The organism is Qipengyuania sp. ASV99 (assembly GCF_047872805.1).
Classification (GTDB): domain Bacteria; phylum Pseudomonadota; class Alphaproteobacteria; order Sphingomonadales; family Sphingomonadaceae; genus Erythrobacter.
This window is the reverse complement of record NZ_JBLQUK010000001.1, coordinates 462087-482673: the sequence shown is the minus strand read 5'-3', so window position 1 is coordinate 482673 and position 20587 is coordinate 462087. Positions and strand designations below refer to the sequence as shown.

Genomic DNA, 20587 nt, shown 5'->3' with positions numbered 1-20587 from the left:
GTCCGGATGGCGACTGCACCCCGTTTGTGACGGCGAGACACCCGAAGCGGGGGCCAACTCAGGTAAGGGCAAACAAGATGACGACGGCGCTCGACCAGGCTGATATCAAGGCGAAATACGCCGCTGAGCGGGCGAAACGGCTGCGACCCGAAGGCAATGACCAATATCAGCGACTCTCGGGCAAGTTCGCCGCGCTCGCAGCCGATCCCTACACACCCTATACCGAGCGCGAGCCGGTGGCCGATCACACCACCTTTGCCTTTGTCGGGGCGGGCATGTCGGGCCTCGTGGTCGGCGCGCGGCTCAAGGAGGCCGGGATCGACAGCTTTCGCCTGATCGACAAGGCCGGCGGGGTCGGCGGCACCTGGTACTGGAACCGCTATCCCGGCGCGCGCTGTGATACGGCGGCGATGATCTATCTGCCGCTGCTCGAAGAGACCGGCTATCGCCCAAGCGAGAAGTACGTCCGCGGCCCCGAAATCCTCGCCCATTGCGAACGGATCGCCGAGCATTACGGACTCTATGACAAGGCCCTGTTCCACACTGAGGTGTCGAGCATCGAATGGCAGGAGGCCGCGCGGGTTTGGCGGATCACCACCAACCGCGGCGACAATTTTACCGCAAAATATGTCGCCATCGGCACCGGCCCGCTGCACGTGGCCAAGCTGCCGGGCATTCCGGGGATCGACACCTTCAAGGGCAAGTCGTTCCACACCAGCCGATGGGATTACGAATACACTGGCGGGGACGCGAAGGGCGCGCCGATGGACAAGCTGTCCGACAAACGGGTCGCGGTGATCGGCACCGGGGCCACGGGGGTGCAATGCATCCCGCAGCTCGCAAGGACCGCGGGCCAGCTCTTCGTGTTCCAGCGCACGCCGTCCTCGGTTGATACTCGTAACAATCATCCGATCGATCCGCAGTGGTTCGAAAGCATCGCAAGGTCTGGTTGGCAGCAGCGCTGGATGGACAATTTCCTCGAAAACATGGGCGGCGGCCTGCCGACCGAGGATCTGATCAATGACGGCTGGACCGAAATCTCGCGCCGCATCCGAGAAAAGGCGCTGGGCGGCACGCCGCTGTGGCTGGCCCGGCTCCTCGCTCGGCTGCGCAAGGTGTTTGGGGCCGCGCCCGGCCAGCAAAGCACCGCGCGGGTGCGGGCAGCGTTCGAGGACGCAGATATCGAGAAGATGGAGCAGATCCGCGCCCGGGTGGAAACCGTGGTACAAGATCCGCACACCGCTGAGCACTTGAAGCCGTGGTATTCGCAGCTGTGCAAGCGCCCCTGCTTCAGCGACGAATACCTTGCCGCCTACAACGCAGCCAACACCATCCTGGTCGACACCGACGGCAAGGGTGTTGAACAGATCACCGAAACCGGTCTGAAGGTCGGCGGCAAACACTACGAAGTCGACTGCATCGTCTATGCTTCGGGATTCGAATATGGGGCCAATTTCCAGCTCAAGACCGGCTTCGATCTCAAGGGGCGCGGCGGGCAGATGCTGTCCGAATATTGGGCCGAAGGTTTGCAGACCCTCCACGGCCTCCACATGCACGGCTTTCCCAACGCATTTGCGGTGCAGATGAACCAGGGGGCCAACATGGTCTCCAACATCCCGCACAACATCGTCGATCATGCCGCCACCATCGCGCAAGTGGTCGCCCATGCCGAGCGACATGGCTATGCTGAGATCGAGCCCACACAAGAGGCCGTGTCGGAATGGGTCAAGCTGATCCTGACAGCGCCGCCCTCGATGATCACCTCGGCCGAATGCACGCCCGGTTTCTGGAACAATGAAGGGCAGGGTTGGAACGAGAAGTTCCGCCGCTCGCAAGGTCACCCCGGCGGCGCCGGGGGCTTCTTCCGGCACATCGATGCCTGGCGCCGTTCGGGTGACTTTGCCGGGTTGATCTTCAGCAAGTGACGGATGCGCGACGGTGTCCGCCCGACTACGGCAGGTTCCGACGCTGCCCTGACAAGCACTTGTTCGCGTGTATGGCCTACGTTAATGTTATGCATTATATTGCTTCAAAAGGCGCAACTTGGTGAGCGTCTTGTCAACCTGTTTGCTCGACCGTCCCAACCCTATGTCCATGACCCCGAAGGAGAATTCCATATGAAGACCCTTGTCAAATTGGTAGTGCTTTCTGCAGTCGCAATGACCCTTGCCCCAGCGGCCCACGCCGATGCCTATCAGGATCGGCTGACCGAGCTGCGTACCAAGTTCAGAGCATCCGACAAGAATCAGGATGGCAAGCTGACCCAGCAGGAAGCCAGAGATGGAGGAATGACTCGTCTTGCTTCGAATTTCAGCCGCATCGATACCGACAGAGACGGTTACGTGACGTTGGCGCAGCTCGAGGCCCAGCTGGCCGCGCACTTTAAGTAGGCTGGCCAAGCCGAAGCGCGTCGATGGGGTGGATTGGCGCGCTTCGCATTGGCGTCACGAGGAACACCGCATCCACGCCCTTGGCCACACGCTCGACACCGCCTGCATCCATCATGCTGCCACCGATGATCTCGGCGTGGGGGTATTTTTTGCGCACTTCTTCGGATCGGCGCGCAAGGATACGCAGCGTGACGCCGAGATCGACAAATCCCTCTATAAAGGGCTGCGTAACATGGCCAGAACAGCCGATCGCTGCGACCGTGAAGGGGCTGCTCACTAGGCCGGATCCCGGTGCAATATCTGCTCAAGTGCTGCGGCCAGCGTAGTGTCAGCATCTGCAAAAGACTGCGCGCGCCAAGCGATATGCGCATCGGGCCTTACCAGCACTGCGCCATCGGCTTCGACCGCATAGGCGGCGAGGAATGCGCCATTATCATGCAATCGGGCGCTACCGACGCGGTAGCAGGCGATGGGAAGACCGAAATCCCGGCGCGCGGCATCGACCTCGGCTTCCCAATCCTTGCCGCCAGGGCCAACCAGAATTGTGAAGCTGGGCCCGCACAGGTCCAGTGTCGAAAGCTGGTCTTCCGGCTGACCCAGCCACACATGCGGCGCGCGGCAGCCGGGCGCCGCCGCCGGGACATAGTCCGAGTAGGGATCGTCCGCATGGTCGGGCGTGGTCCCGTCCAGCATGACCGCGGCGGAGCAATACCAGCTCCCGAATTCAACCCCGAGGTGATTCCCGTAACGGCGCGATTTCGACTCGATCTTTTCGGTCGAAAGTCCGCTGTCACCGCCGGTCGCCGATGCGACATTGATGCGCTTCACGTTAGAGGAGTTAATATAGGACTGCATCACGATCGCCTTGGACACCGGTCGCCGTTCGTCGTTATAGGTTTTTATCAGATCCCAGCCTGCCTTGCCCTGCGCAAAGAGCGCCAATTTACACATCGCATCGTGCATCCCTTGCAGGCCGGTGTTGACGCCCAGCCCGCCAGTTGGCGGAAACTGGTGCGCCGCATCGCCGCACACAAGGGCGCGGCCCTTGGTGAAATGGTCCACAGTCGTGGCGTTCAGTTCCCACAATCCTACCGACATCACCTCCACATCAAGATCAAGCACGCCGGCGGCCGCGCGGACCCACTCAGCCGCGCGCTCCTTTGTGAAGTATTCGAGCGAGAATTGTTCGGGCTCGACGTTTATCTGAGACAGCCACCTGCCCTTCGCGTCGAGCGGCTGCAACGCCCCGGTCGCCTGGTCGTTATGCACGAACAGCAGCACGCCCTTGCGGCCCTCAATATGACGCTCGATGTCGGCCCAGAAGTAGCAGTTCACCAACTGCTTGACCGCGCGCTGCCCTTCAAGCTTGAGGCCGAGCGCATCGCGCATCGGGCTCGCCGCCCCGTCCGCGGCAACCATTGCGCATCCGAAAATGATTTCTTTTTCACCAGTGAGGTCATTGCGAACCTCAGGAGCGACATCGAAATCGCCGTCCTCACCGCCGCGAATTAATCGCACAGCCTCAGTAGAAAAGCGCAGGTCAACCAGACCACGGGCACGCAGCGCCTCAAGCATGATCTCCTCGATCCTGTCTTGCGAAGTCATGGTCGGTTCGGCAGGGCTGACGTCGCGCCCCGGCCCTTTGAAACCGAGCGATTCAATCTGGCCGAATTGCTCTCCGCAGGCGCTTTCAAGGAACCGGATCGGGCTTTTCCAGCCTGGCGGGCAGTCGATACTGCGCAGCCGCTAGTAGGTGGCAATGCCCCAGCCGCGCGCGATCTCCATTGTCCGGGTGTTGAAATTGCGGGTCTTGGGGTGCCATGAGGTGCTGGCACGCTTCTCGATCAGTACGCTCGGCACGCCGAAGCGGCTGAGTTCCAGCGCTGCACCCAGCCCGACCGGGCCGCCTCCGACGATTATGACTCTTGCCACATTCATATTGGCATCCCCGTTTCTGGTCGGACCCTTTGGTGGTCGGGCCCGCGCTTGCCATCCTTTGACGACTCACTATTACCAATACATATGCCCCATTAAGGAGATGCCGTGTCAAGCGGGATGCCGACAGCGCCGCTGCGCAAAGCGGCAATCAAACGGCCGGGCGGTAGAACCTCGGATGTCACCGAACGGATTTTTGCCGCCACGATAGCACTGCTGGAGGTGGGCGGCATTGCGGCCGTGACATTTCAGCGTGTGGCCGAGCAGGCAGGCGTCGGGCGCGCCACGCTCTATCGTCGTTGGCCCGAACCGATATTTCTCGTCGGCGACGCATTGGCAGCAACAGCGGCGGACCGGATCCAGATCGGGGATACCGATAGCCTTCGCGGCGATCTTGCAGCAATGCTGCGCCAGATCGGTGCGTTTATCGAAAGCTCGACCGGTCGGGCTGCGATCGCGGCGAGTCTTATGGGCAGGACCGAGCCCGAGTTTGCCTCGCAGGCCAAATTGTTATGGGAACGTCGGCGCAAGGACGTTGCGCCGATCTTCGCACGGGCAATTGATCGTGGCGAACTACCTGAGGATTGCGACACTGACACTTTGTTCGCGGCCATTGCCGGCGCGCTATACGTTCGTTTGATCGTGATGGCTGAATCCAGTGACGATGCATGGATCGAACGGACAATCGGCCTAGTTTTGCCAAACGCAACCGTAAGCCTCTAGGAGTTATTCCACCTTGCACCCCGCTCTCGGAGCGAGATGGGCATCCGCAATCGCCGCCGCGAGCGCATCAGCGGCGTCAGAGCCGGCAATCGTGACGCCGGGCAGCAGCACTTTCACCATCGCAGCGACCTGCATTTTGTCGGCGCCGCCGGTGCCGACCACTGCTTTCTTCACCAGCCGCGCGGCGTGTTCGTTAACCCTCAGCCCGGCCGCGCCGCACGCCGCCAACACCGCGCCGCGCGACTGCGCCAGTTTGAGCGTAGATTGCGGATTATCGTTCACAAACACTTCTTCGCATGCGGCGCGGTCGGGCCGTTGCTGCGCAATGACCTCTGCGATCCCAGCGTGAAGCCGCGCCAGCCGGTCCGCCATCGGCGCCTTGGTGCTGGTTGAAATCTGGCCGTTGGCAATATGCGACAGCCGCGATCCCTCCAACCTAATCACACCCCAGCCGGTGCAAGTAAGTGAAGGATCAAGGCCCAAGATGATCACGCTCACGCTACAGCCCGATCCGCCAGCCGACGCGCCAAGCGATTGCAAGAGCAAACGCTGACAGCAGGACAATCACAAAAAGCAAATCTCGCAGCGTCACAGTCGCAGGCCTATGCGCGGCCCGAACCAGACCATCGCAAGATACAGCAGCACGTTATGCACAAAGCCAGCCACAAGTGCCACCCAAAACCCGGCACCCGAGCGCAGCATCACGGGGATCAGCAGTAACATCGGCAGGCTCGGCAATACGAACCAGAAGGTCGCCTGAGCGTTCTGCGCCATATTCTCCGCGTCAGGACGTGAATACCAAAGGAAAACCATCCCGAGAATCGAAACTAGAGGCAAGGACGCAATGAGCGCCGCTGTAGTCGGCAACCGTCGCCCAACCTCTGCAATCGCCGCGATCATAACGCCAGCCAGCAGCGCTTTCGCAACGAAAGCCCACATCAGGCCAGTTTTTCCATCAATTCATCGCTGATTTCGTAATTACCCCAAACGGTCTGCACGTCGTCATCATCGTCGAGCACATCGATCAGCTTGAGCAAGGTTGACGCGCCCTGTTCGTCCATGGCGACCGTGATGTTGGGTTTCCAGGCGAGTTTGACGCTTGGCGCTTCGCCCAGCGCCTTTTCCAGATCGCTGGCGACCTGATGCAAATCATCAGGGGCAGTCCAGATCGCATGGCCATCTTCGGAGCTTTCGATGTCATCGGCCCCCGCCTCCATCGCGGCCTCAAGCACCTTTTCCTCGTCCCCGGCGCTGGCCGGATATTCGATCAATCCCAGCCGCTCGAACCCGTGCTGCACGGATCCTTCGGTGCCCAGATTGCCGCCATGTTTGCTGAACGCGGTGCGCACGGCGGTGGCGGTGCGGTTGCGGTTGTCGGTCAAAGTTTCGACAATGATCGCGCTGCCGCCGGGGCCATAGCCTTCGTAACGGACCTGTTCGTAATTGTCGCCGTCGCCAGCGCTCGCCTTGTCGATCGCCCGCTGAATATTGTCTTTGGGCATGGACTGCGCCTTGGCGGTGTTGACCGCCAGCCGCAGACGAGGGTTCATATCCGGGTCGGGCGTGCCCATCTTTGCAGCGACCGTGATTTCACGGCTGAGCTTTGAAAACAGGTTGGAGCGTTTCTTGTCCTGCGCACCCTTGCGGTGCATGATATTCTTGAATTTGGAATGGCCTGCCATGGGAACTCTTTTTGCGTCTTAAGCGGGAGATTAGTGAAAGCGCATTAGACCGATGAGCGATATGCCGACAAGCCCCCACACGCTGCCCGTCCCGCTCGCAGGAATGCCGACTAGGGCTATGCGGCAAGCTGCGCCGTCCATGGTGGACGAATGGCGCAAGGCCGCAGCGTTCATGCGGCACCCGTCGCTGGAAGAAACGGAGCGGCTGGATAGGCCTCTGACTTTGCTGGCGCGTATCTTTGCACTTGATATGATCGTGATGTTGGGACTGATCACGGCCGCGAGCATCGCAGTGGCTTTTGGCGTTTACCTGCCCAAGACGGCGTTGGCAGGAATGGAGTTCACCTCGATTATCATTCTTGGGGTGGTTGTGGCAGCGCCCGTGTTCGAGGAACTGCTGTTTCGTAGCTGGCTGTCGGGACGACTTGCCCATATTGCGGCGCTGGTAGCGGCGTTGGTGGGTCTTGGCGGTGCAATTCTAACCCATGCCAGCGCGCCGATTGTCGCCGCCATTTTGGCAATTGTCGGACTGATAGTGGCGTTTTGCGCGTTGGTGAGTTTGAACAAGCGCCCGCCGATGCGATGGTTTGTGCGGGCCTACCCCGGCATTTTCTGGTTTGCCGCGCTGTCCTTTGCTTTGGTGCACCTGTTCAATTTTGATGCTTTGTCGGATTGGAGGTCACTCGCAATCCTGCTGCCGTTGGTGCTTCCGCAATTCGTACTGGGCGCGCTGCTGGGCTATGTCCGGGTGCAGGTCGGACTCTGGGCGGCAATGTTGCTCCATGCTGCGCACAACAGCGTCGCCGTATCGCTCGCCGCGCTATCGGCTTTGGCCCAATGAGGAGCGCAGTTGATCAGGGTTCAATATCGAAATGCAGCGCGGTGATCTCGCTCTGCGCAAGGCTGCGATACAGCGCCCGAGCGGGCTCGTCTTCAGGAAAGACATCGGCTTGAACGAACACCGTCCAGGCACTCGCCTCGCGGGCAATCCGCCGCACTTCCTCGATCATCGCGGTAGCCAGTCCAATGCGCCGGTGCGATTCGAGAACGGCAAGGTCGTAGATAAACACTTCGCTCCGCTGCTGCTCAAACTTTTGCAAGATATAGGCGGCAATCGCTCCCCTCGGCTCTCCGTCAACCAACCCGAGAACGCCAATGTTTGTAGTATTGGCGAGCCAGTCCAAAACATTAGCTTCGCCCGGTGGGTGATCGACGTAGTTTTCCGGCTCTTCAAAGACATCCGAAAACAGCGCATTCATCACGCGGAAACCGGCAAGATCACCCGGAACCAGACGGCGAACCTCGACCATCCGATCAAATCTTAACCGCAGTCCCACTGGCGCTGACCATCAGCATTGATCCGGTGTCGCCTATGACTTCATAATCAAGGTCCACGCCGACCACTGCATTGCCGCCGCGCGATGCGCATTCGGCCTGCAATTCCTCGATTGCCTGATTGCGCGCATCGGCAAGGATGCGTTCGTAACTGCCTGAGCGTCCACCAACGATGTCGCGGATATTGGCGAACAGATCGCGGAACAGGTTCGCACCGACAATCACCTCACCCACCACGATTCCGCAATATTCCTGGATCGGGTGACCTTCGATGGTGGGTGTGGTGGTAACGATAATCCCGCGCGCGTCTTTCCAAGGCCCAGCCATATATTATCTCCTCAAGTCGCTGTGTTATCGACATAATACACGGAAAGGAAAATACAATGGACCGCAGCAAATAGCACCGCCCGGAATTAGCCCATGCCCAGCGCGGCCTTGTAAGTGTCGAGGATCATTTCCTGTTCGCTGCGATCGTCGGGCTTCATTTTGCGCAGGCGTACAATCTGGCGCATGATCTTGGCATCGTAACCGACCGCCTTGGCTTCGGCATAGACATCACGGATGTCGTCGGCGATGCCCTTTTTTTCTTCCTCAAGCCGCTCAATCCGCTCAATCAAAAGCCGCAAGCGGTCGTCGGTGGGTTGCGCATCTTGCGCGGTTTGGCTGTCGGCCATGATAAAAATGCTCCAAGAGAATCAGTGTGAGTTGTCGGGACTCGCTTACCAGTCTCGTATCGTCTGCACAGCGATGACTTACCCATTCTCCACCGGGTTGCTTGTCAATCACCATGCTGTAGGGATAGGAAATTCTTGGCGGACCAGCGATGGGGAGTGGCCGTGGTCGATGTGTTCGTTTCCTATTCGCGCGCCGACGCAGAAAAAGTCGGAATGCTTGCGCGCATGATCGCAAGCGAAGGGTATCAGGTGTGGTGGGATGCCGACCTGCCGCCGCATATGAGCTATGGCGACGTGATCACTGCAAAGATCGGCGCGGCCAAGGCGGCGGTCGTGGTCTGGTCCGAAACGGCGGCCAAATCTGAATGGGTCCGCGCCGAAGCCGACGTTGCGCGCAATCAGAAAAAGCTGATCCAGACATCCATTGGCGAGGTGCTCCCGCCGCTGCCGTTCAACCAGATACAATGCGCCTCCATCGGCGACTGGAACGGGGAAAGCGATCATCCCGGATGGTCCAAGGTCAAGCAAAGCCTTGCCGCACTTTGCGGCCCGCGCGGAAGCCATGACGGGGGAAGCGTTTCGGCACCCCCGGCGGATATTGCGCATGCCCCACCGCCCCCAAGTCCGTCTCCGCCAAGCCCGCAATATTCGCCCGCGCCGCAGGCCGCGCCGCATACCGCATCGAATTGGCCAATCATCGCTGGGCTTGTGGTGGCACTGATCGCCATCCTTGCGGCGGTGTTGATTGTGCTCTTTGGCCTTGGTGCGCGCGAGGATGATAGCGGCAAGGCTGACGATGAACCCGTCGTCGAGGCGGCAGATTATGCCGCTCAGGCCGAAGAGGCGGGCGAAACCGCTGCAACTGGCAGTTCGAACGAACCGGTGCCGTCGCCGGTCCCGGATCGGCGCGAATGGCTGTTTGCCACGGTCGAGGATGCCGATGGATTTAGCAATGTCCGCGCACGGCCGACCACCAGGTCACCGATTGTTGGCACGGTGCGCGAAGGCGAAAGCTTCAGCACCTGGCGGCAAGATGGATCATGGTGGCAGGTTGAACTTTCAGACGGAAGCCGCGGCTTTATCTACCGCAGGCTGATCCGGCTGCTTGGCAATGACACGGCGCGCGCGCCGGAAAACCTGCCGCAAGTGCCGGTCGGGCCAGGCGGAATGGTGTTCGCCGATTCGAGCACCCGCCAGCTTGACTATGCCGAGCTGGCCGGGCTCAACGCCGGGGCATTGCGGATTGCCCGTAATGAAATCTACGCAAGGCGCGGCTTCCGGTTCGAGGATGACGCGCTGCGCAGCTATTTTTCGCGGTTCGACTGGTATTCTCCGCGCACCGACACGGTCAATCTCAATGCGATTGAGCAGCGCAATATTGAACTCATCAGCGAAGCGGAGGCACGTCTTGCCCGATAGTCCGGTGTTTAACCCGGTGGCGGAGTCAACCGACATTGACCCGGCACTGCACAAGGGCAATGTCGCGGTGTTTTGCGGGCATATGTTCAACACCGGCAGCGAAGCCGAAGTCGCACTCGCCGCGCGCATACGCGAACAGTTGGAAGCGCGCGACATTGCGGTCGGGTTTGGGCCGCTGGCCTGCGGCGCGGATATTTTGATTGCCGAGGCACTGCTGGAACGCGGCGCGGAATTGAACGTCGTGCTGCCCTTTGCCGAGGCCGATTTCATCGCTGAAAGCGTGCTGTGCGGAGGCGAGGACTGGCTGGCGCGCTACAAGGCGTGTCGCAATGCCGCAAAAACGGTCAATTTCGCAACGCCGAGCGATTATGTCGGCGATGACAATCAATTCGCCTACAATACGCTCTACGCCATGGGGCTGGCCGTCTTGCGCTCTCAAAAACGTGGGTGCGAAGCGGTGCAATTCGCTGTTGTTTCCGATAATTTTGCCAGTTTTTCGGCAACCGGTATCGCCGGGACAAAGGCCGATATGCGGCTGTGGCAGCAATTGGGGCGCGAAACCGTGACGATTGCCGCCGGGCCGGTGCCGCGCAACCTGACCTTTCCCCAACGCGCCAAAATAAGCGGCGGGACGCGGCGCGAAATCCGGTCGATCATCTTTGCCGATTACAAGGGTTTTTCGCGGATTGGTGAGCGCGTTCTACCCGATTTCATGAACATTATCATGGGCCGCATCGGTAAGGTCCTCAACGATTTTGGCGACCATGTGGAGTTTCGCAACACTTGGGGCGATGCAATCTATGCAGTGATTGATGAACCGCGCACGGCCGCGCAGATTGCCCTGAAATTGCAGGAAGAACTCAGCGATATTCCTCCCGGACTGATCCCCGAAGGCGCGATCGCGGGGATGCGGACCGGGGTGCATTACGGACCCATCTGGGTGGGCACCGACCGCATCACCGGCAACCGGCTGTGGTATGGCGGCGAAGTCAACCGCACCGCGCGGATTGAACCGGTGACACCGGTTGGCGGGGTCTATTGCACCGAAAGCTTTGCCGCGGCGCTGCTAATGGACGATTGCAACGATTGTCATTTCACCCCGGTGGGCCGCGTGATCTTGCCCAAAAGTTACGGCGAAGTTGAATTGTTCCGGCTGGAACGCGGGCCCGAACCAAGAGCGATCTAACGCAAATCTGGCTTGTTGCGGGTCAGGCTTTTTTCCATCGCCGCGATCTGTTCTTCGCTCGCCGGAGTCTGGCGCGTGGCCTTCCATTCTTCCGTCGGCATTCCGTGGATAAGCTGGCGCGCAGCCTCCTTGTCCCCGGCATATCCTGCATCGCGAATCCAATCGGCCAGGCAGTTGCGGCAAAATCCCGCAAGTCCCATCAATTCGATATTCTGGGCATCGTGGCGGTGGCGCAGATGGCGGACGAGCCGGCGAAACGCAGCGGCGGCATGTTGATCGTCGAGCGCATCCAGCGGATCTTGAGCATCATTCATTTGGCTTTTCCTTGAGTTGCAAACTTGCTGTGCCATAGCAGGGCAAAACGGGGTCAGGAACACCATGGCAAGAACCGATAATACCAGATTCGATCCACGCGGGCGCAAGGTCAAAATTCTTGCAACTATTGGTCCTGCCAGCCGATCGCCTGAAATGCTGCGCAAATTGTTCAAAGCCGGGGCTGACGCCTTCCGCGTGAATATGAGCCACGGCACCCATGCTGACCACGAATCGGCGATCATTGCCATCCGCGCGCTGGAAAAGGAGTTTGCGCGCCCGATTGCGATCCTTGCCGATTTGCAGGGTCCAAAGCTGCGCGTCGGCACGTTCAAGGACGGCAAGGCGGTCATCCGTCATTCGGGCCATTTCACGCTCGACCGCGACCCCACTCCCGGTGACGACAGCCGGGTGTGTCTGCCTCACCCCGAATTGTTCGGCATCATGGAGCGGGGCCAGCGCCTGCTCATCAACGATGGCAAGATCAAACTGGTGGTGAAGGAAGCGGATGAGAATCGCATTTTCTGCTCTGCCGAGGTCGGCGGGGTCATATCCGACCGCAAGGGCGTGAACGTGCCCGATGCCGAGGTTCCGATCCCCGCGCTTACCGACAAGGACAAGAAAGACCTCGCCTTTGCAGTCGAACAGGGCGCAGACTGGATTGCGCTCAGTTTCGTCCAGCGGCCCGAAGACATGGCCGAGGCACGCAAGCTGATCGCCGCCCATTCCAGCGGCAGCAACGGCCCGGCACTCTGCGCCAAGATTGAAAAACCGCAGGCGCTTCGGCGGCTCGACGGGATCATAGAATTGTCCGACGGCATCATGGTCGCGCGCGGCGATCTGGGCGTGGAACTCGAACCCTTTGAAGTGCCGCCGCTGCAAAAGCGGATCATCGCCGCCAGCCGCCTAGCGGGTAAGCCCGTGATCGTGGCGACACAAATGCTGGAAAGCATGATCGAAAGCCCGACACCGACCCGAGCGGAAGTCTCCGACGTCGCCAATGCAGTTTACGATGGGGCCGACGCAGTGATGTTGTCAGCGGAAAGCGCGGCGGGTGACTGGCCCGAGGAATCGGTCGCCATGATGCACAGCATCACCGCACAGGTGGAACGCGACGAAGGCTACAAGGAGCGCGTACGGCTGCTCGACACCACGCCCGATGCGACCACCGCCGACGCGCTGAGCCATGCATGCATGACCATCGCCGACACCGTCCCGATCAGCGCGATCACCGTGTTCACAGCCAGCGGATCGACCGCAAGGCGGGTCGCGCGAGAACGTCCGGCGACGCCGATGCTAGTGCTCACTCCGTCAATGCGCACCGCCCGGCGTGTGGCGCTGTTATGGGGCGCGCATGCGGTGGCGACAAAGGATATCGGCAGCTTTGAAGAGATGATCGCCAAGGGCAAGCGCATGGCCCTACGCCACGGCTTCGGCACCGCCGGGTCAAAGCAGATCGTGCTGGCCGGCGTCCCCTTCGGAACACCGGGCGCGACAAATTTGCTGCACGTCGTGACGCTGAAGGGCGACGAGTTGGAGAAGCGCGGGGTTTAGGGTGATTGGCGTTACGTAGGCGTCAGCCTTTCCGGTGGCCTATTCCGGATTAGCCCGCTGCGAATGGAAAAAATCGAGCTTCCAGCGCCCGTCCTGGTGAACAAGCACCGCAGATTCCAGCCATTTTATCGGTCGAACATCGGGCGGTGTGCCCGCACTGCCAGAGTTCTCCCATTGAGACCATGCGATGTTGCAGCGGACCTTTGTATCCATCGGCCCCAGCATCCAATTGATTTCAACGCCCTTGTCGAGAGCACTGCGAACAGCATCGGCAAGCGAGGAATCGGGAAAGCGCTCCCCAACATCAAAGGCATAAAATGAAGGGGTCGTCAGACGCTTAAAGGGTGCCTTGTCTTCCTGACGCAACGCATCGAAGAAATCTTCGATGGTCCGTTCTATGTCGACAGGAGCAGTTGCAGGATCGGCACATTCGGATGAGCTTGCCTGGGCTGGCACCGCAAGCAGGAGCGCCCCTGCAAACGCGCCTAGAACGATGAGCCTCTTCATATCAAATATCCCTCTCTGTGATCGATGAGCGCCCTTGCTTTCACTTTAGCGCCCCCCAGCCTGCTCCAACCGCGCCCGCGCCTCATCCTCACCGATCAGCGGCAGCAATTCGCCCATGTCGGGGCCGTGGTCCATGCCGGTGAGCGCCTGTCGCAGCGGCAGGAACAAGGCTTTGCCCTTGCGGCCCGTCGCTTCCTTAAGCGCCGTGGTCAGCGCGCCCCACGGGTCATCCCCCCATGTCAGCGCCGCGGCTGCCAGCGCCAGATAGGTGCGGTCCTCGTCTGAAAATTCGGGCTGCGTGATCGGCCCGGTGACCAGCCGCCACCATTCATCGACGTCGGAAAGTGTGGCGATATTCGGTTGCACCGCGTGCCACCCCGCCTTGTCCATGCCCTTGGGCAAGCGGTGCTTCACCGCGTCATAGGGCATGGCGTGGACGACGGCGGTGTTGATCCGATCTAGATCGGCATCGTCGAATTTTGCAGGCGCGCGGCCAAAGGTGGAAAGGTCGAATGTCTCCAGTAGCGCCGCGCGATCCGCAATTGGTTCCACCGGCTGCGACGTGCCGAGCCGCGCCAGCAGCGCGATGATCGCTTCGGGTTCGATCCCGCGCTGCCTGAACGAATCGCAGCCGAGCGATCCAAGCCGCTTGGACAGCTTGCCTTCCTTGCCCACCAGCAGCGCCTCATGCGCGAAGGCGGGAGGCTCAGCGCCCATTGCGGTGAACATCTGAATCTGGACCGCAGTGTTGGAGACGTGATCTTCCCCGCGCAGCACCTGCGTAACGCCCATATCGACATCGTCCACCGTGCTGGGCAGCATGTAGAGCCACGATCCATCGGCGCGGCGGATGACAGGATCGGATAGCTGTGCGGGGTCGAACTTGACCGTGCCGCGCACGCCGTCTTCCCAAGCGATCGGCTCATCATGGTCAAGCTTGAAGCGCCAATGCGGGGCCACGCCTTCGGCCTCCTTCGCAGCGCGCTGCTCTTCCGTCAGGTTCAGCGCGCCGCGATCATAGATGGGCGGAAGGCCGCGGCTGAGCAGGATTTTGCGCTTGATCTCCAGTTCCTGACTCGTTTCGTAGGCGGGGTATATGCGGCCTCCGACACGCAAGGCTTGGAAAGCAGCCTCATACAGGTCTTTGCGCAGCGACTGACGATATTCCTGATCTGCCTCGATTCCGAGCCATGCGAGATCGGCGCGGATGGCTTCGACATATTCCTCGCGGCTGCGTTCCGCATCGGTATCGTCGATGCGCAGAAAGAAGGTGCCGCGAGCCTTGCGAGCCAGCATCCAATTGTGCAGCGCGGTGCGGATATTTCCTACATGCAGCCGGCCAGTGGGCGAAGGAGCGAAACGGGTGGTTGGCATTGTTGAGTTCATAGGCGCTGCCGTTAGAGCGTGGCCAGCGCCCCGGCAAGCGGTTCAGCGCGCCCGCAGCTCTGCCATGACAAGGTCCTGCGCGGCATCCCATATCCGTTCGAAACGATCAGGCCTGACCAGACCTGCAATGGTCTGATCGAAACGCTGTCGGTCGCGGGCAACCACGGTTTCTATCAGCGCTGCAATCGAGGCCTCATCGTGGCTCATCAAACCGCAGCAAAACGGCGAGACATGGAGATTTTCGGGCCAGGCCGCGCTGATCGTGTAGCTCAAGGCAAGCGTCTTAGCCGCAGCATCGACGCTGCTGAGCCGCACCGCGAGTTCCGCAACCGGATCGCGCCGCACCCTTTGATGCAACGCGATCAGGCGCAAGGAATAAATGAAACGCGCCGCGATCGGATTGAGATGGGCCATGCAAGGCGGTTCGGCGAGGCGGGCGATGGTGGCTTTCGCGGCTGCGAAAGTGCTGCGGCTTTGGGTCATGCTGCTCCTGCGGGCTTCAAGGGAAAACACACAGATTATGATATAATTGCGAGTGCTTCGCAATAGCGTTTATTAATGCAAAACGTTATTGAGCGTAGAGCGTAACGCTATGCCCGCCGCCGCTGAGTTCTATCCCGTTTGACGGCACTTTTTGCGCACGGGCCGCAGCATCCAGCGCCGCAGCCAGACGTTGTTGTTCGGGATGGACTGCGATCCGGCAAGTTGGCCTCATCCGGCTAGCGACATACGGCCCACCCTCAAAACGCGACCTTTCCGGTCTCTCCATGGTCAGCGCACCGCCCGAATAGGCGTAGGTCCAGCTGAACCCGGCGCAGCGCGGATCAAACCAGATCATGCTGTCCGTCACCGTCAGCGCAATCCCAATCCCGCCGCCGACTTCCTGCCCGTCGATTGCTGCAACTCGGTATTCACCGGTAAGCGTGGCCGGGATAGGCCAGGATGCAGCAGTCGGCAGCGCCCCAGATAGAGCATCGGCAGGCTGACAGGCGGCCAGCGGCAAGGAACCAAGCAACAGAGCAAGCATCAGGCGCATCCGCAACCCCTTTGTAACTGTCCCGAAAGAATAGGCCGCGCATGGTACAAAAGCAAAAGGCCCCGGCGAATTTCTCCGCCGGGGCCTCGCTATCTTCCCTGTCAGTCGCTTTTACTCGCTTGCGCCGGCACCTTCGGCTGAAGCAGCCATCGCAGCTTTCATCGCTTCCTCGGAAGGAACCGCATCAGCTGCTGGTTCAGCCTCGACCGCATCGGCAGCGACGAGGGCATCCTGCTGCTTTTTCCAAGCCGCTTTCAGCGCCGCATCGCGGCTGTTGGCGGTGACCCGCATCCGATTCATGCCCGCGCCGGTCCCGGCGGGGATGAGGCGGCCAACGATCACGTTCTCCTTCAGCCCGACCAGCGTATCCTTCTTCCCCTCGACCGAAGCCTGAGTCAGAACGCGGGTCGTTTCCTGAAACGAAGCAGCCGAGATAAAGCTGCGCGTTTGCAGACTGGCCTTGGTGATCCCAAGCAGGATCGGCGTGCCTTCGGCTGGCTGCTTACCCTTGCCCAACTTGGCATTGTATTCGAGCATTTCCGCCAGATCGAGCTGCTCGCCTGGAAGCAAGGTCGTGTCGCCGCCATTGGTGATTTCAACCTTTTGCAGCATCTGGCGAACGATCACCTCGATGTGCTTGTCGTTGATCTTCACGCCCTGAAGCCGGTACACTTCCTGAATTTCGTTGACCATATATTCGGACAACGCCTCCACGCCCATGACTTCGAGGATGTCGTGCGGGTTCGGAGCGCCAGAAACCAGCGTGTCCCCCTTCTTCACGAAGTCGCCTTCCTGGACGTCGATCACCTTGGTCTTGGCAATCAGATATTCAACGGGATCGCCTTCCTCGGGAATGATCGCGATCTTGCGTTTCGCCTTGTATTCGCGGACAAATTCGATCTTTCCCGAAATCTTGGCGATGACCGACATATCCTTTGGCAGGCGCGCTTCGAACAGTTCGGCAACACGCGGCAGACCACCGGTGATGTCGCGCGTCTTGGCGGCCTCGCGGCTGGCACGTGCAAGAATGTCGCCTGCCTCGACCTGCTGCCCGTCCTCGACCGACAGCGTCGTGCCAGGGGCGAGCATGTAACGCTGAGCTTCGGTTTCGTCTTCGGTCTGGCCTTCGCTCAAGAGAGTCATGCGCGGGCGCAGTTCCTCTTTCTTCTTGCGCCCGGTTGCCCGGTTCTCGGTCACGACACGCTGAGCAATGCCGGTCGCGTCGTCGGTCAATTCTTCAAGCGTTGTGCCCTCGATCAGATCCTGATACTTCACCACGCCCGATTGCTCGGTGATGATCGGCAGAGTGAACGGATCCCATTCGGCCAACCGGTCACCTTCCTTCACCTGCTCGCCGTCCTTGAACATCAACACCGTACCATAGGGCACCTTGTGCATTTCGCGTTCGCGGCCCTCGGCATCGATCACCGCGATCTCGCCATTCCGCGCGAGCGACAGAATGCGGCCCCGCTTGTCGGTGATTGTTGGCATGTCGCGCAATTCGATCCGGCCATTGGAAATTGCTTCGAGATGCGAGGTTTCATTAAGCTGTGCTGCGCCGCCGATGTGGAACGTCCGCATCGTCAACTGCGTGCCCGGCTCACCGATGGACTGTGCAGCGATAACCCCGACAGCTTCACCGATATTCACCGGCGTTCCGCGGGCAAGATCGCGGCCATAGCAGGAACCGCAAACGCCCTGTTCGGCTTCACAAACCAGCGGAGAACGGATCCTGACCGACTGGGTTTCAGCCGCCTCGATTTCCTTGACCATCGGTTCATCGAGCAATGTTCCCGATTTCACGATGACTTCGCCGGTCGCTGCATTAATGACATCTTCGGCCACAGTGCGACCCAGAACACGTTCACCCAGCGAAGCAATCACGCTGCCGCCTTGAACGATGGCGCGCATTTCCAGCGCGTTCTCGGTCTTGCAGTCCTCAACCACGATCGTGCAATCCTGCGACACATCCACCAGACGGCGGGTCAGGTAGCCCGAGTTGGCCGTCTTCAACGCCGTATCCGCAAGGCCCTTACGCGCCCCGTGGGTGGAGTTGAAATATTCAAGAACGGTCAGGCCTTCCTTGAAGTTCGAGATGATCGGCGTTTCGATGATCTCGCCCGAAGGCTTGGCCATCAGGCCGCGCATCCCGGCAAGCTGTTTCATCTGCGCTGGCGAACCACGCGCACCCGAATGGCTCATCATATAGATCGAGTTGATCGGCGCTTCCTTGCCGTCGTCGTCGATCGGGGTCGCCTTGATTCGGTCCATCATGGCGTCAGCAACAAGGTCGCCGCATTTCGACCATGCGTCGATCACCTTGTTGTATTTTTCCTGCTGGGTGATCAGACCGTCCTGATATTGCTGCTCGTAATCGGCAACCAGCGCCTTGGTCTCATCGACCAGCCGTTCCTTTGATTCAGGAATGATCATGTCATCCTTGCCAAAGCTGATGCCGGCCTTGAACGCATGGCGGAAACCAAGGCTCATGATCGCGTCGGCGAACAGCACCGTGTCTTTCTGACCGGTGTGGCGATAGACCTGATCGATCACGTCGCCGATTTCACGCTTGGTCAGCAGCCGGTTGATGATGTCGAAAGGAACCTTGTGGTTCTTCGGCAGACATTCCCCGATCAGCATCCGGCCCGGCGTCGTTTCAAAGCGTTTCAGCGCCACATTGCCATGTTCATCGGCCTGCGGAACGCGGGCGAGAATCTTGGTGTGGAGCGTGACCGCCTTGGTTTCTAGCGCCTGATGCACTTCGGCCATATCGGAAAAGCGCGGCAGCCGCTCGACCTTGGTGCCGTCGGCGTTTTCCAGATATTCGGGGTGCCGTTCCTGCCGTTCCATCGACAAATAATAGATCCCCAGGACCATGTCCTGTGAAGGCACGATGATCGGCTTGCCGTTGGCGGGCGAGAGGATGTTGTTGGTCGACATCATCAATACGCGCGCTTCGAGCTGAGCTTCGAGGCTCAGCGGCACGTGGACCGCCATCTGGTCACCATCGAAGTCGGCGTTGAAGGCCGAGCAGACCAGCGGGTGCAGCTGGATCGCCTTGCCCTCGATCAGCACGGGTTCGAACGCCTGGATGCCCAGACGGTGCAAGGTCGGCGCGCGGTTGAGCAGTACCGGGTGCTCGCGGATCACCTCGTCCAGGATGTCCCAGACTTCCTTGCGTTCCTTCTCGACCCACTTCTTGGCCTGCTTCAGGGTCATGGAAAGACCCTTGGCATCCAGACGCGCGTAGATGAACGGCTTGAACAGTTCGAGCGCCATCTTCTTGGGCAAGCCGCACTGGTGCAGCTTCAATTCCGGCCCGGTCACGATCACCGACCGGCCCGAATAATCGACGCGCTTACCCAGAAGGTTCTGGCGGAAGCGGCCCTGCTTGCCCTTGAGCATGTCGGACAGCGACTTCAGCGGACGCTTGTTGGCTCCGGTGATGACACGGCCACGGCGGCCATTGTCGAACAGCGCGTCGACCGCTTCCTGCAGCATGCGCTTTTCGTTGCGGACGATGATGTCCGGCGCGCGCAGTTCGATCAGGCGCTTCAGACGGTTGTTGCGGTTGATGACGCGGCGATAGAGATCGTTGAGATCGGAGGTCGCAAAGCGGCCACCGTCGAGCGGCACCAGCGGGCGCAGTTCGGGCGGGATCACCGGGATCACTTCAAGGATCATCCATTCTGGGCGGTTGCCCGAATCGATGAAGCTTTCGACGACTTTCAGCCGCTTGATGATCTTCTTGGGCTTGAGCGTCGACTTGGTGGTCGCCAACTCTTCCATCAGATCGTCGCGTTCCTGTTCAAGATCGAGCTCCATGAGCATCACCTTGACCGCTTCGGCCCCGATGTCGGCGCTGAAGGCGTCTTCGCCGTATTCGTCCTGATATTCGAGCAGTTCGTCTTCGGTCAGCAGCTGGAATTTCTCAAGCGGGGTCAGGCCCGGCTCGATCACCACATAGCTTTCAAAATAGAGGATGCGCTCAAGCTGTTTGAGCTGAATGTCGAGCAGCAGGCCAATACGCGACGGCAGCGATTTGAGATACCAGATATGCGCGACTGGCGCGGCCAGTTCGATGTGGCCCATACGCTCGCGGCGGACCTTGGTCACGGTGACTTCAACGCCGCATTTTTCGCAGACGACGCCCTTGTACTTCATCCGCTTGTACTTGCCGCAAAGGCATTCGTAATCCTTGACCGGGCCAAAGATGCGCGCGCAGAAAAGGCCGTCACGCTCAGGTTTGAACGTGCGGTAGTTGATAGTTTCGGGCTTCTTGATTTCCCCGAACGACCACGAACGGATGCGCTCTGGCGAGGCAATACCGATCTGGATCGTGTCGAAAGTATCCGGCTTGGAAATCTGGTTGGTGAATTTGGTCAGTTCATTCATGACTTTGTTCCCTGCAAAAGGGTGAATCTTTCAAGAGCGGAGCAAGAGGGGCG

The 20587-nt window shown here is 60.0% G+C and carries 21 protein-coding genes and 1 pseudogene; 7 read left to right on the top strand and 15 right to left on the bottom strand.

The annotated features are described in order from the left end of the window. Positions 1–77 precede the first annotated feature (77 nt). Together ACM64M_RS02415 and ACM64M_RS02410 are read left to right on the top strand one after the other, a co-directional pair. Positions 78–1925, top strand: coding sequence for a flavin-containing monooxygenase (locus ACM64M_RS02415; protein WP_416227036.1), 1848 nt, complete (start codon positions 78–80; stop codon positions 1923–1925). Positions 1926–2117: 192 nt separating this feature from the next. Beyond that, complete coding sequence (locus ACM64M_RS02410) at positions 2118–2390, top strand: EF-hand domain-containing protein (RefSeq protein ID WP_416227035.1); 273 nt, start codon at positions 2118–2120, stop codon at positions 2388–2390. On the opposite strand, the gene ACM64M_RS02405 is transcribed toward ACM64M_RS02410, so the two are convergent. The 3 genes and pseudogenes from ACM64M_RS02405 to ACM64M_RS02395 form a co-directional block, all read right to left on the bottom strand. Beyond that, entirely contained in the window at positions 2383–2667 is a 285-nt protein-coding gene (locus ACM64M_RS02405; protein ID WP_416227034.1) for a hypothetical protein, read from the bottom strand. The two genes, ACM64M_RS02410 and ACM64M_RS02405, sit on opposite strands and share 8 nt — an antisense overlap. After that, positions 2667–3083 (bottom strand): hypothetical protein, encoded by a 417-nt coding sequence (locus tag ACM64M_RS02400; RefSeq protein ID WP_416227353.1) that lies wholly within the window; start codon positions 3081–3083, stop codon positions 2667–2669. Before ACM64M_RS02400 ends, ACM64M_RS02405 begins: the two co-directional genes overlap by 1 nt. Before the next feature lie 165 nt (positions 3084–3248). Next, positions 3249–4328: pseudogene (locus tag ACM64M_RS02395) on the bottom strand (FAD-dependent monooxygenase); the annotation flags it as partial. A 105-nt stretch (positions 4329–4433) separates the two neighbouring features. On the opposite strand from ACM64M_RS02395, the gene ACM64M_RS02390 reads away from it, so the two are divergent. After that, positions 4434–5048, top strand: a complete 615-nt coding sequence (locus tag ACM64M_RS02390) for a TetR/AcrR family transcriptional regulator (protein WP_416227033.1) — start codon at positions 4434–4436, stop codon at positions 5046–5048. Positions 5049–5051: 3 nt separating this feature from the next. On the opposite strand, the gene ruvC is transcribed toward ACM64M_RS02390, so the two are convergent. From ruvC to ACM64M_RS02375, 3 genes are all read right to left on the bottom strand, one after another. Continuing rightward, complete coding sequence (gene ruvC, locus ACM64M_RS02385) at positions 5052–5540, bottom strand: crossover junction endodeoxyribonuclease RuvC (RefSeq protein ID WP_416227352.1); 489 nt, start codon at positions 5538–5540, stop codon at positions 5052–5054. A 96-nt stretch (positions 5541–5636) separates the two neighbouring features. Further along, positions 5637–5987, bottom strand: coding sequence for a DUF3147 family protein (locus ACM64M_RS02380; protein ID WP_416227032.1), 351 nt, complete (start codon positions 5985–5987; stop codon positions 5637–5639). Continuing rightward, a complete protein-coding gene (locus tag ACM64M_RS02375; RefSeq protein WP_416227031.1) occupies positions 5987–6730 on the bottom strand; it encodes a YebC/PmpR family DNA-binding transcriptional regulator in 744 nt (247 codons plus the stop codon). The genes ACM64M_RS02380 and ACM64M_RS02375 overlap by 1 nt, the downstream gene beginning before the upstream one ends. 118 nt (positions 6731–6848) lie before the next feature. Between ACM64M_RS02375 and ACM64M_RS02370 the strand changes: the two genes are divergently transcribed. Further along, entirely contained in the window at positions 6849–7571 is a 723-nt protein-coding gene (locus ACM64M_RS02370; protein WP_416227030.1) for a type II CAAX prenyl endopeptidase Rce1 family protein, read from the top strand. Between the two features lie 13 nt (positions 7572–7584). On the opposite strand, the gene ACM64M_RS02365 is transcribed toward ACM64M_RS02370, so the two are convergent. The 3 genes from ACM64M_RS02365 to ACM64M_RS02355 all read right to left on the bottom strand — a co-directional run bounded on the left by ACM64M_RS02365 (position 7585) and on the right by ACM64M_RS02355 (position 8739). Then, positions 7585–8040: a GNAT family N-acetyltransferase gene (locus ACM64M_RS02365; RefSeq protein ID WP_416227029.1), complete on the bottom strand. Its 456-nt coding sequence runs from the start codon at positions 8038–8040 to the stop codon at positions 7585–7587. Between the two features lie 4 nt (positions 8041–8044). Continuing rightward, positions 8045–8362, bottom strand: coding sequence for a heavy metal-binding domain-containing protein (locus ACM64M_RS02360; protein WP_416227351.1), 318 nt, complete (start codon positions 8360–8362; stop codon positions 8045–8047). 116 nt (positions 8363–8478) lie between these two features. Beyond that, positions 8479–8739 (bottom strand): DUF2312 domain-containing protein, encoded by a 261-nt coding sequence (locus ACM64M_RS02355; protein ID WP_416227028.1) that lies wholly within the window; start codon positions 8737–8739, stop codon positions 8479–8481. 135 nt (positions 8740–8874) lie between these two features. Here ACM64M_RS02355 and ACM64M_RS02350 point away from each other — a divergent pair, with 135 nt between their 5' ends. Together ACM64M_RS02350 and ACM64M_RS02345 are read left to right on the top strand one after the other, a co-directional pair. Continuing rightward, a complete protein-coding gene (locus ACM64M_RS02350; RefSeq protein WP_416227027.1) occupies positions 8875–10158 on the top strand; it encodes a YARHG domain-containing protein in 1284 nt (427 codons plus the stop codon). Continuing rightward, positions 10148–11344 carry an adenylate/guanylate cyclase domain-containing protein gene (locus tag ACM64M_RS02345; RefSeq protein WP_416227026.1) on the top strand — a complete coding sequence of 399 codons (1197 nt, stop codon included), beginning with the start codon at positions 10148–10150 and terminating at the stop codon, positions 11342–11344. Before ACM64M_RS02350 ends, ACM64M_RS02345 begins: the two co-directional genes overlap by 11 nt. Here the strand turns inward: ACM64M_RS02345 and ACM64M_RS02340 are convergent. Further along, positions 11341–11658, bottom strand: a complete 318-nt coding sequence (locus ACM64M_RS02340) for a DUF1244 domain-containing protein (protein ID WP_416227025.1) — start codon at positions 11656–11658, stop codon at positions 11341–11343. The genes ACM64M_RS02345 and ACM64M_RS02340 overlap by 4 nt on opposite strands. 64 nt (positions 11659–11722) lie before the next feature. Between ACM64M_RS02340 and pyk the strand changes: the two genes are divergently transcribed. After that, positions 11723–13210 (top strand): pyruvate kinase, encoded by a 1488-nt coding sequence (gene pyk / locus ACM64M_RS02335; protein WP_416227024.1) that lies wholly within the window; start codon positions 11723–11725, stop codon positions 13208–13210. A gap of 39 nt (positions 13211–13249) precedes the next feature. Here the strand turns inward: pyk and ACM64M_RS02330 are convergent, their stop codons facing one another. The 5 genes from ACM64M_RS02330 to rpoC all read right to left on the bottom strand — a co-directional run bounded on the left by ACM64M_RS02330 (position 13250) and on the right by rpoC (position 20534). Then, positions 13250–13717: a hypothetical protein gene (locus ACM64M_RS02330; RefSeq protein ID WP_416227023.1), complete on the bottom strand. Its 468-nt coding sequence runs from the start codon at positions 13715–13717 to the stop codon at positions 13250–13252. Positions 13718–13762: 45 nt separating this feature from the next. Continuing rightward, complete coding sequence (gene gltX / locus ACM64M_RS02325) at positions 13763–15091, bottom strand: glutamate--tRNA ligase (protein ID WP_416227350.1); 1329 nt, start codon at positions 15089–15091, stop codon at positions 13763–13765. Between the two features lie 54 nt (positions 15092–15145). Then, complete coding sequence (locus ACM64M_RS02320) at positions 15146–15586, bottom strand: DNA-directed RNA polymerase subunit beta' (protein WP_416227022.1); 441 nt, start codon at positions 15584–15586, stop codon at positions 15146–15148. Between the two features lie 85 nt (positions 15587–15671). Next, the gene (locus ACM64M_RS02315; protein WP_416227021.1) at positions 15672–16139 is read right to left on the bottom strand and encodes a hypothetical protein; all 468 of its coding nucleotides are present in this window, start codon (positions 16137–16139) and stop codon (positions 15672–15674) included. A gap of 111 nt (positions 16140–16250) precedes the next feature. Beyond that, complete coding sequence (gene rpoC / locus ACM64M_RS02310; protein WP_416227020.1) at positions 16251–20534, bottom strand: DNA-directed RNA polymerase subunit beta'; 4284 nt, start codon at positions 20532–20534, stop codon at positions 16251–16253. Positions 20535–20587 lie beyond the last annotated feature (53 nt).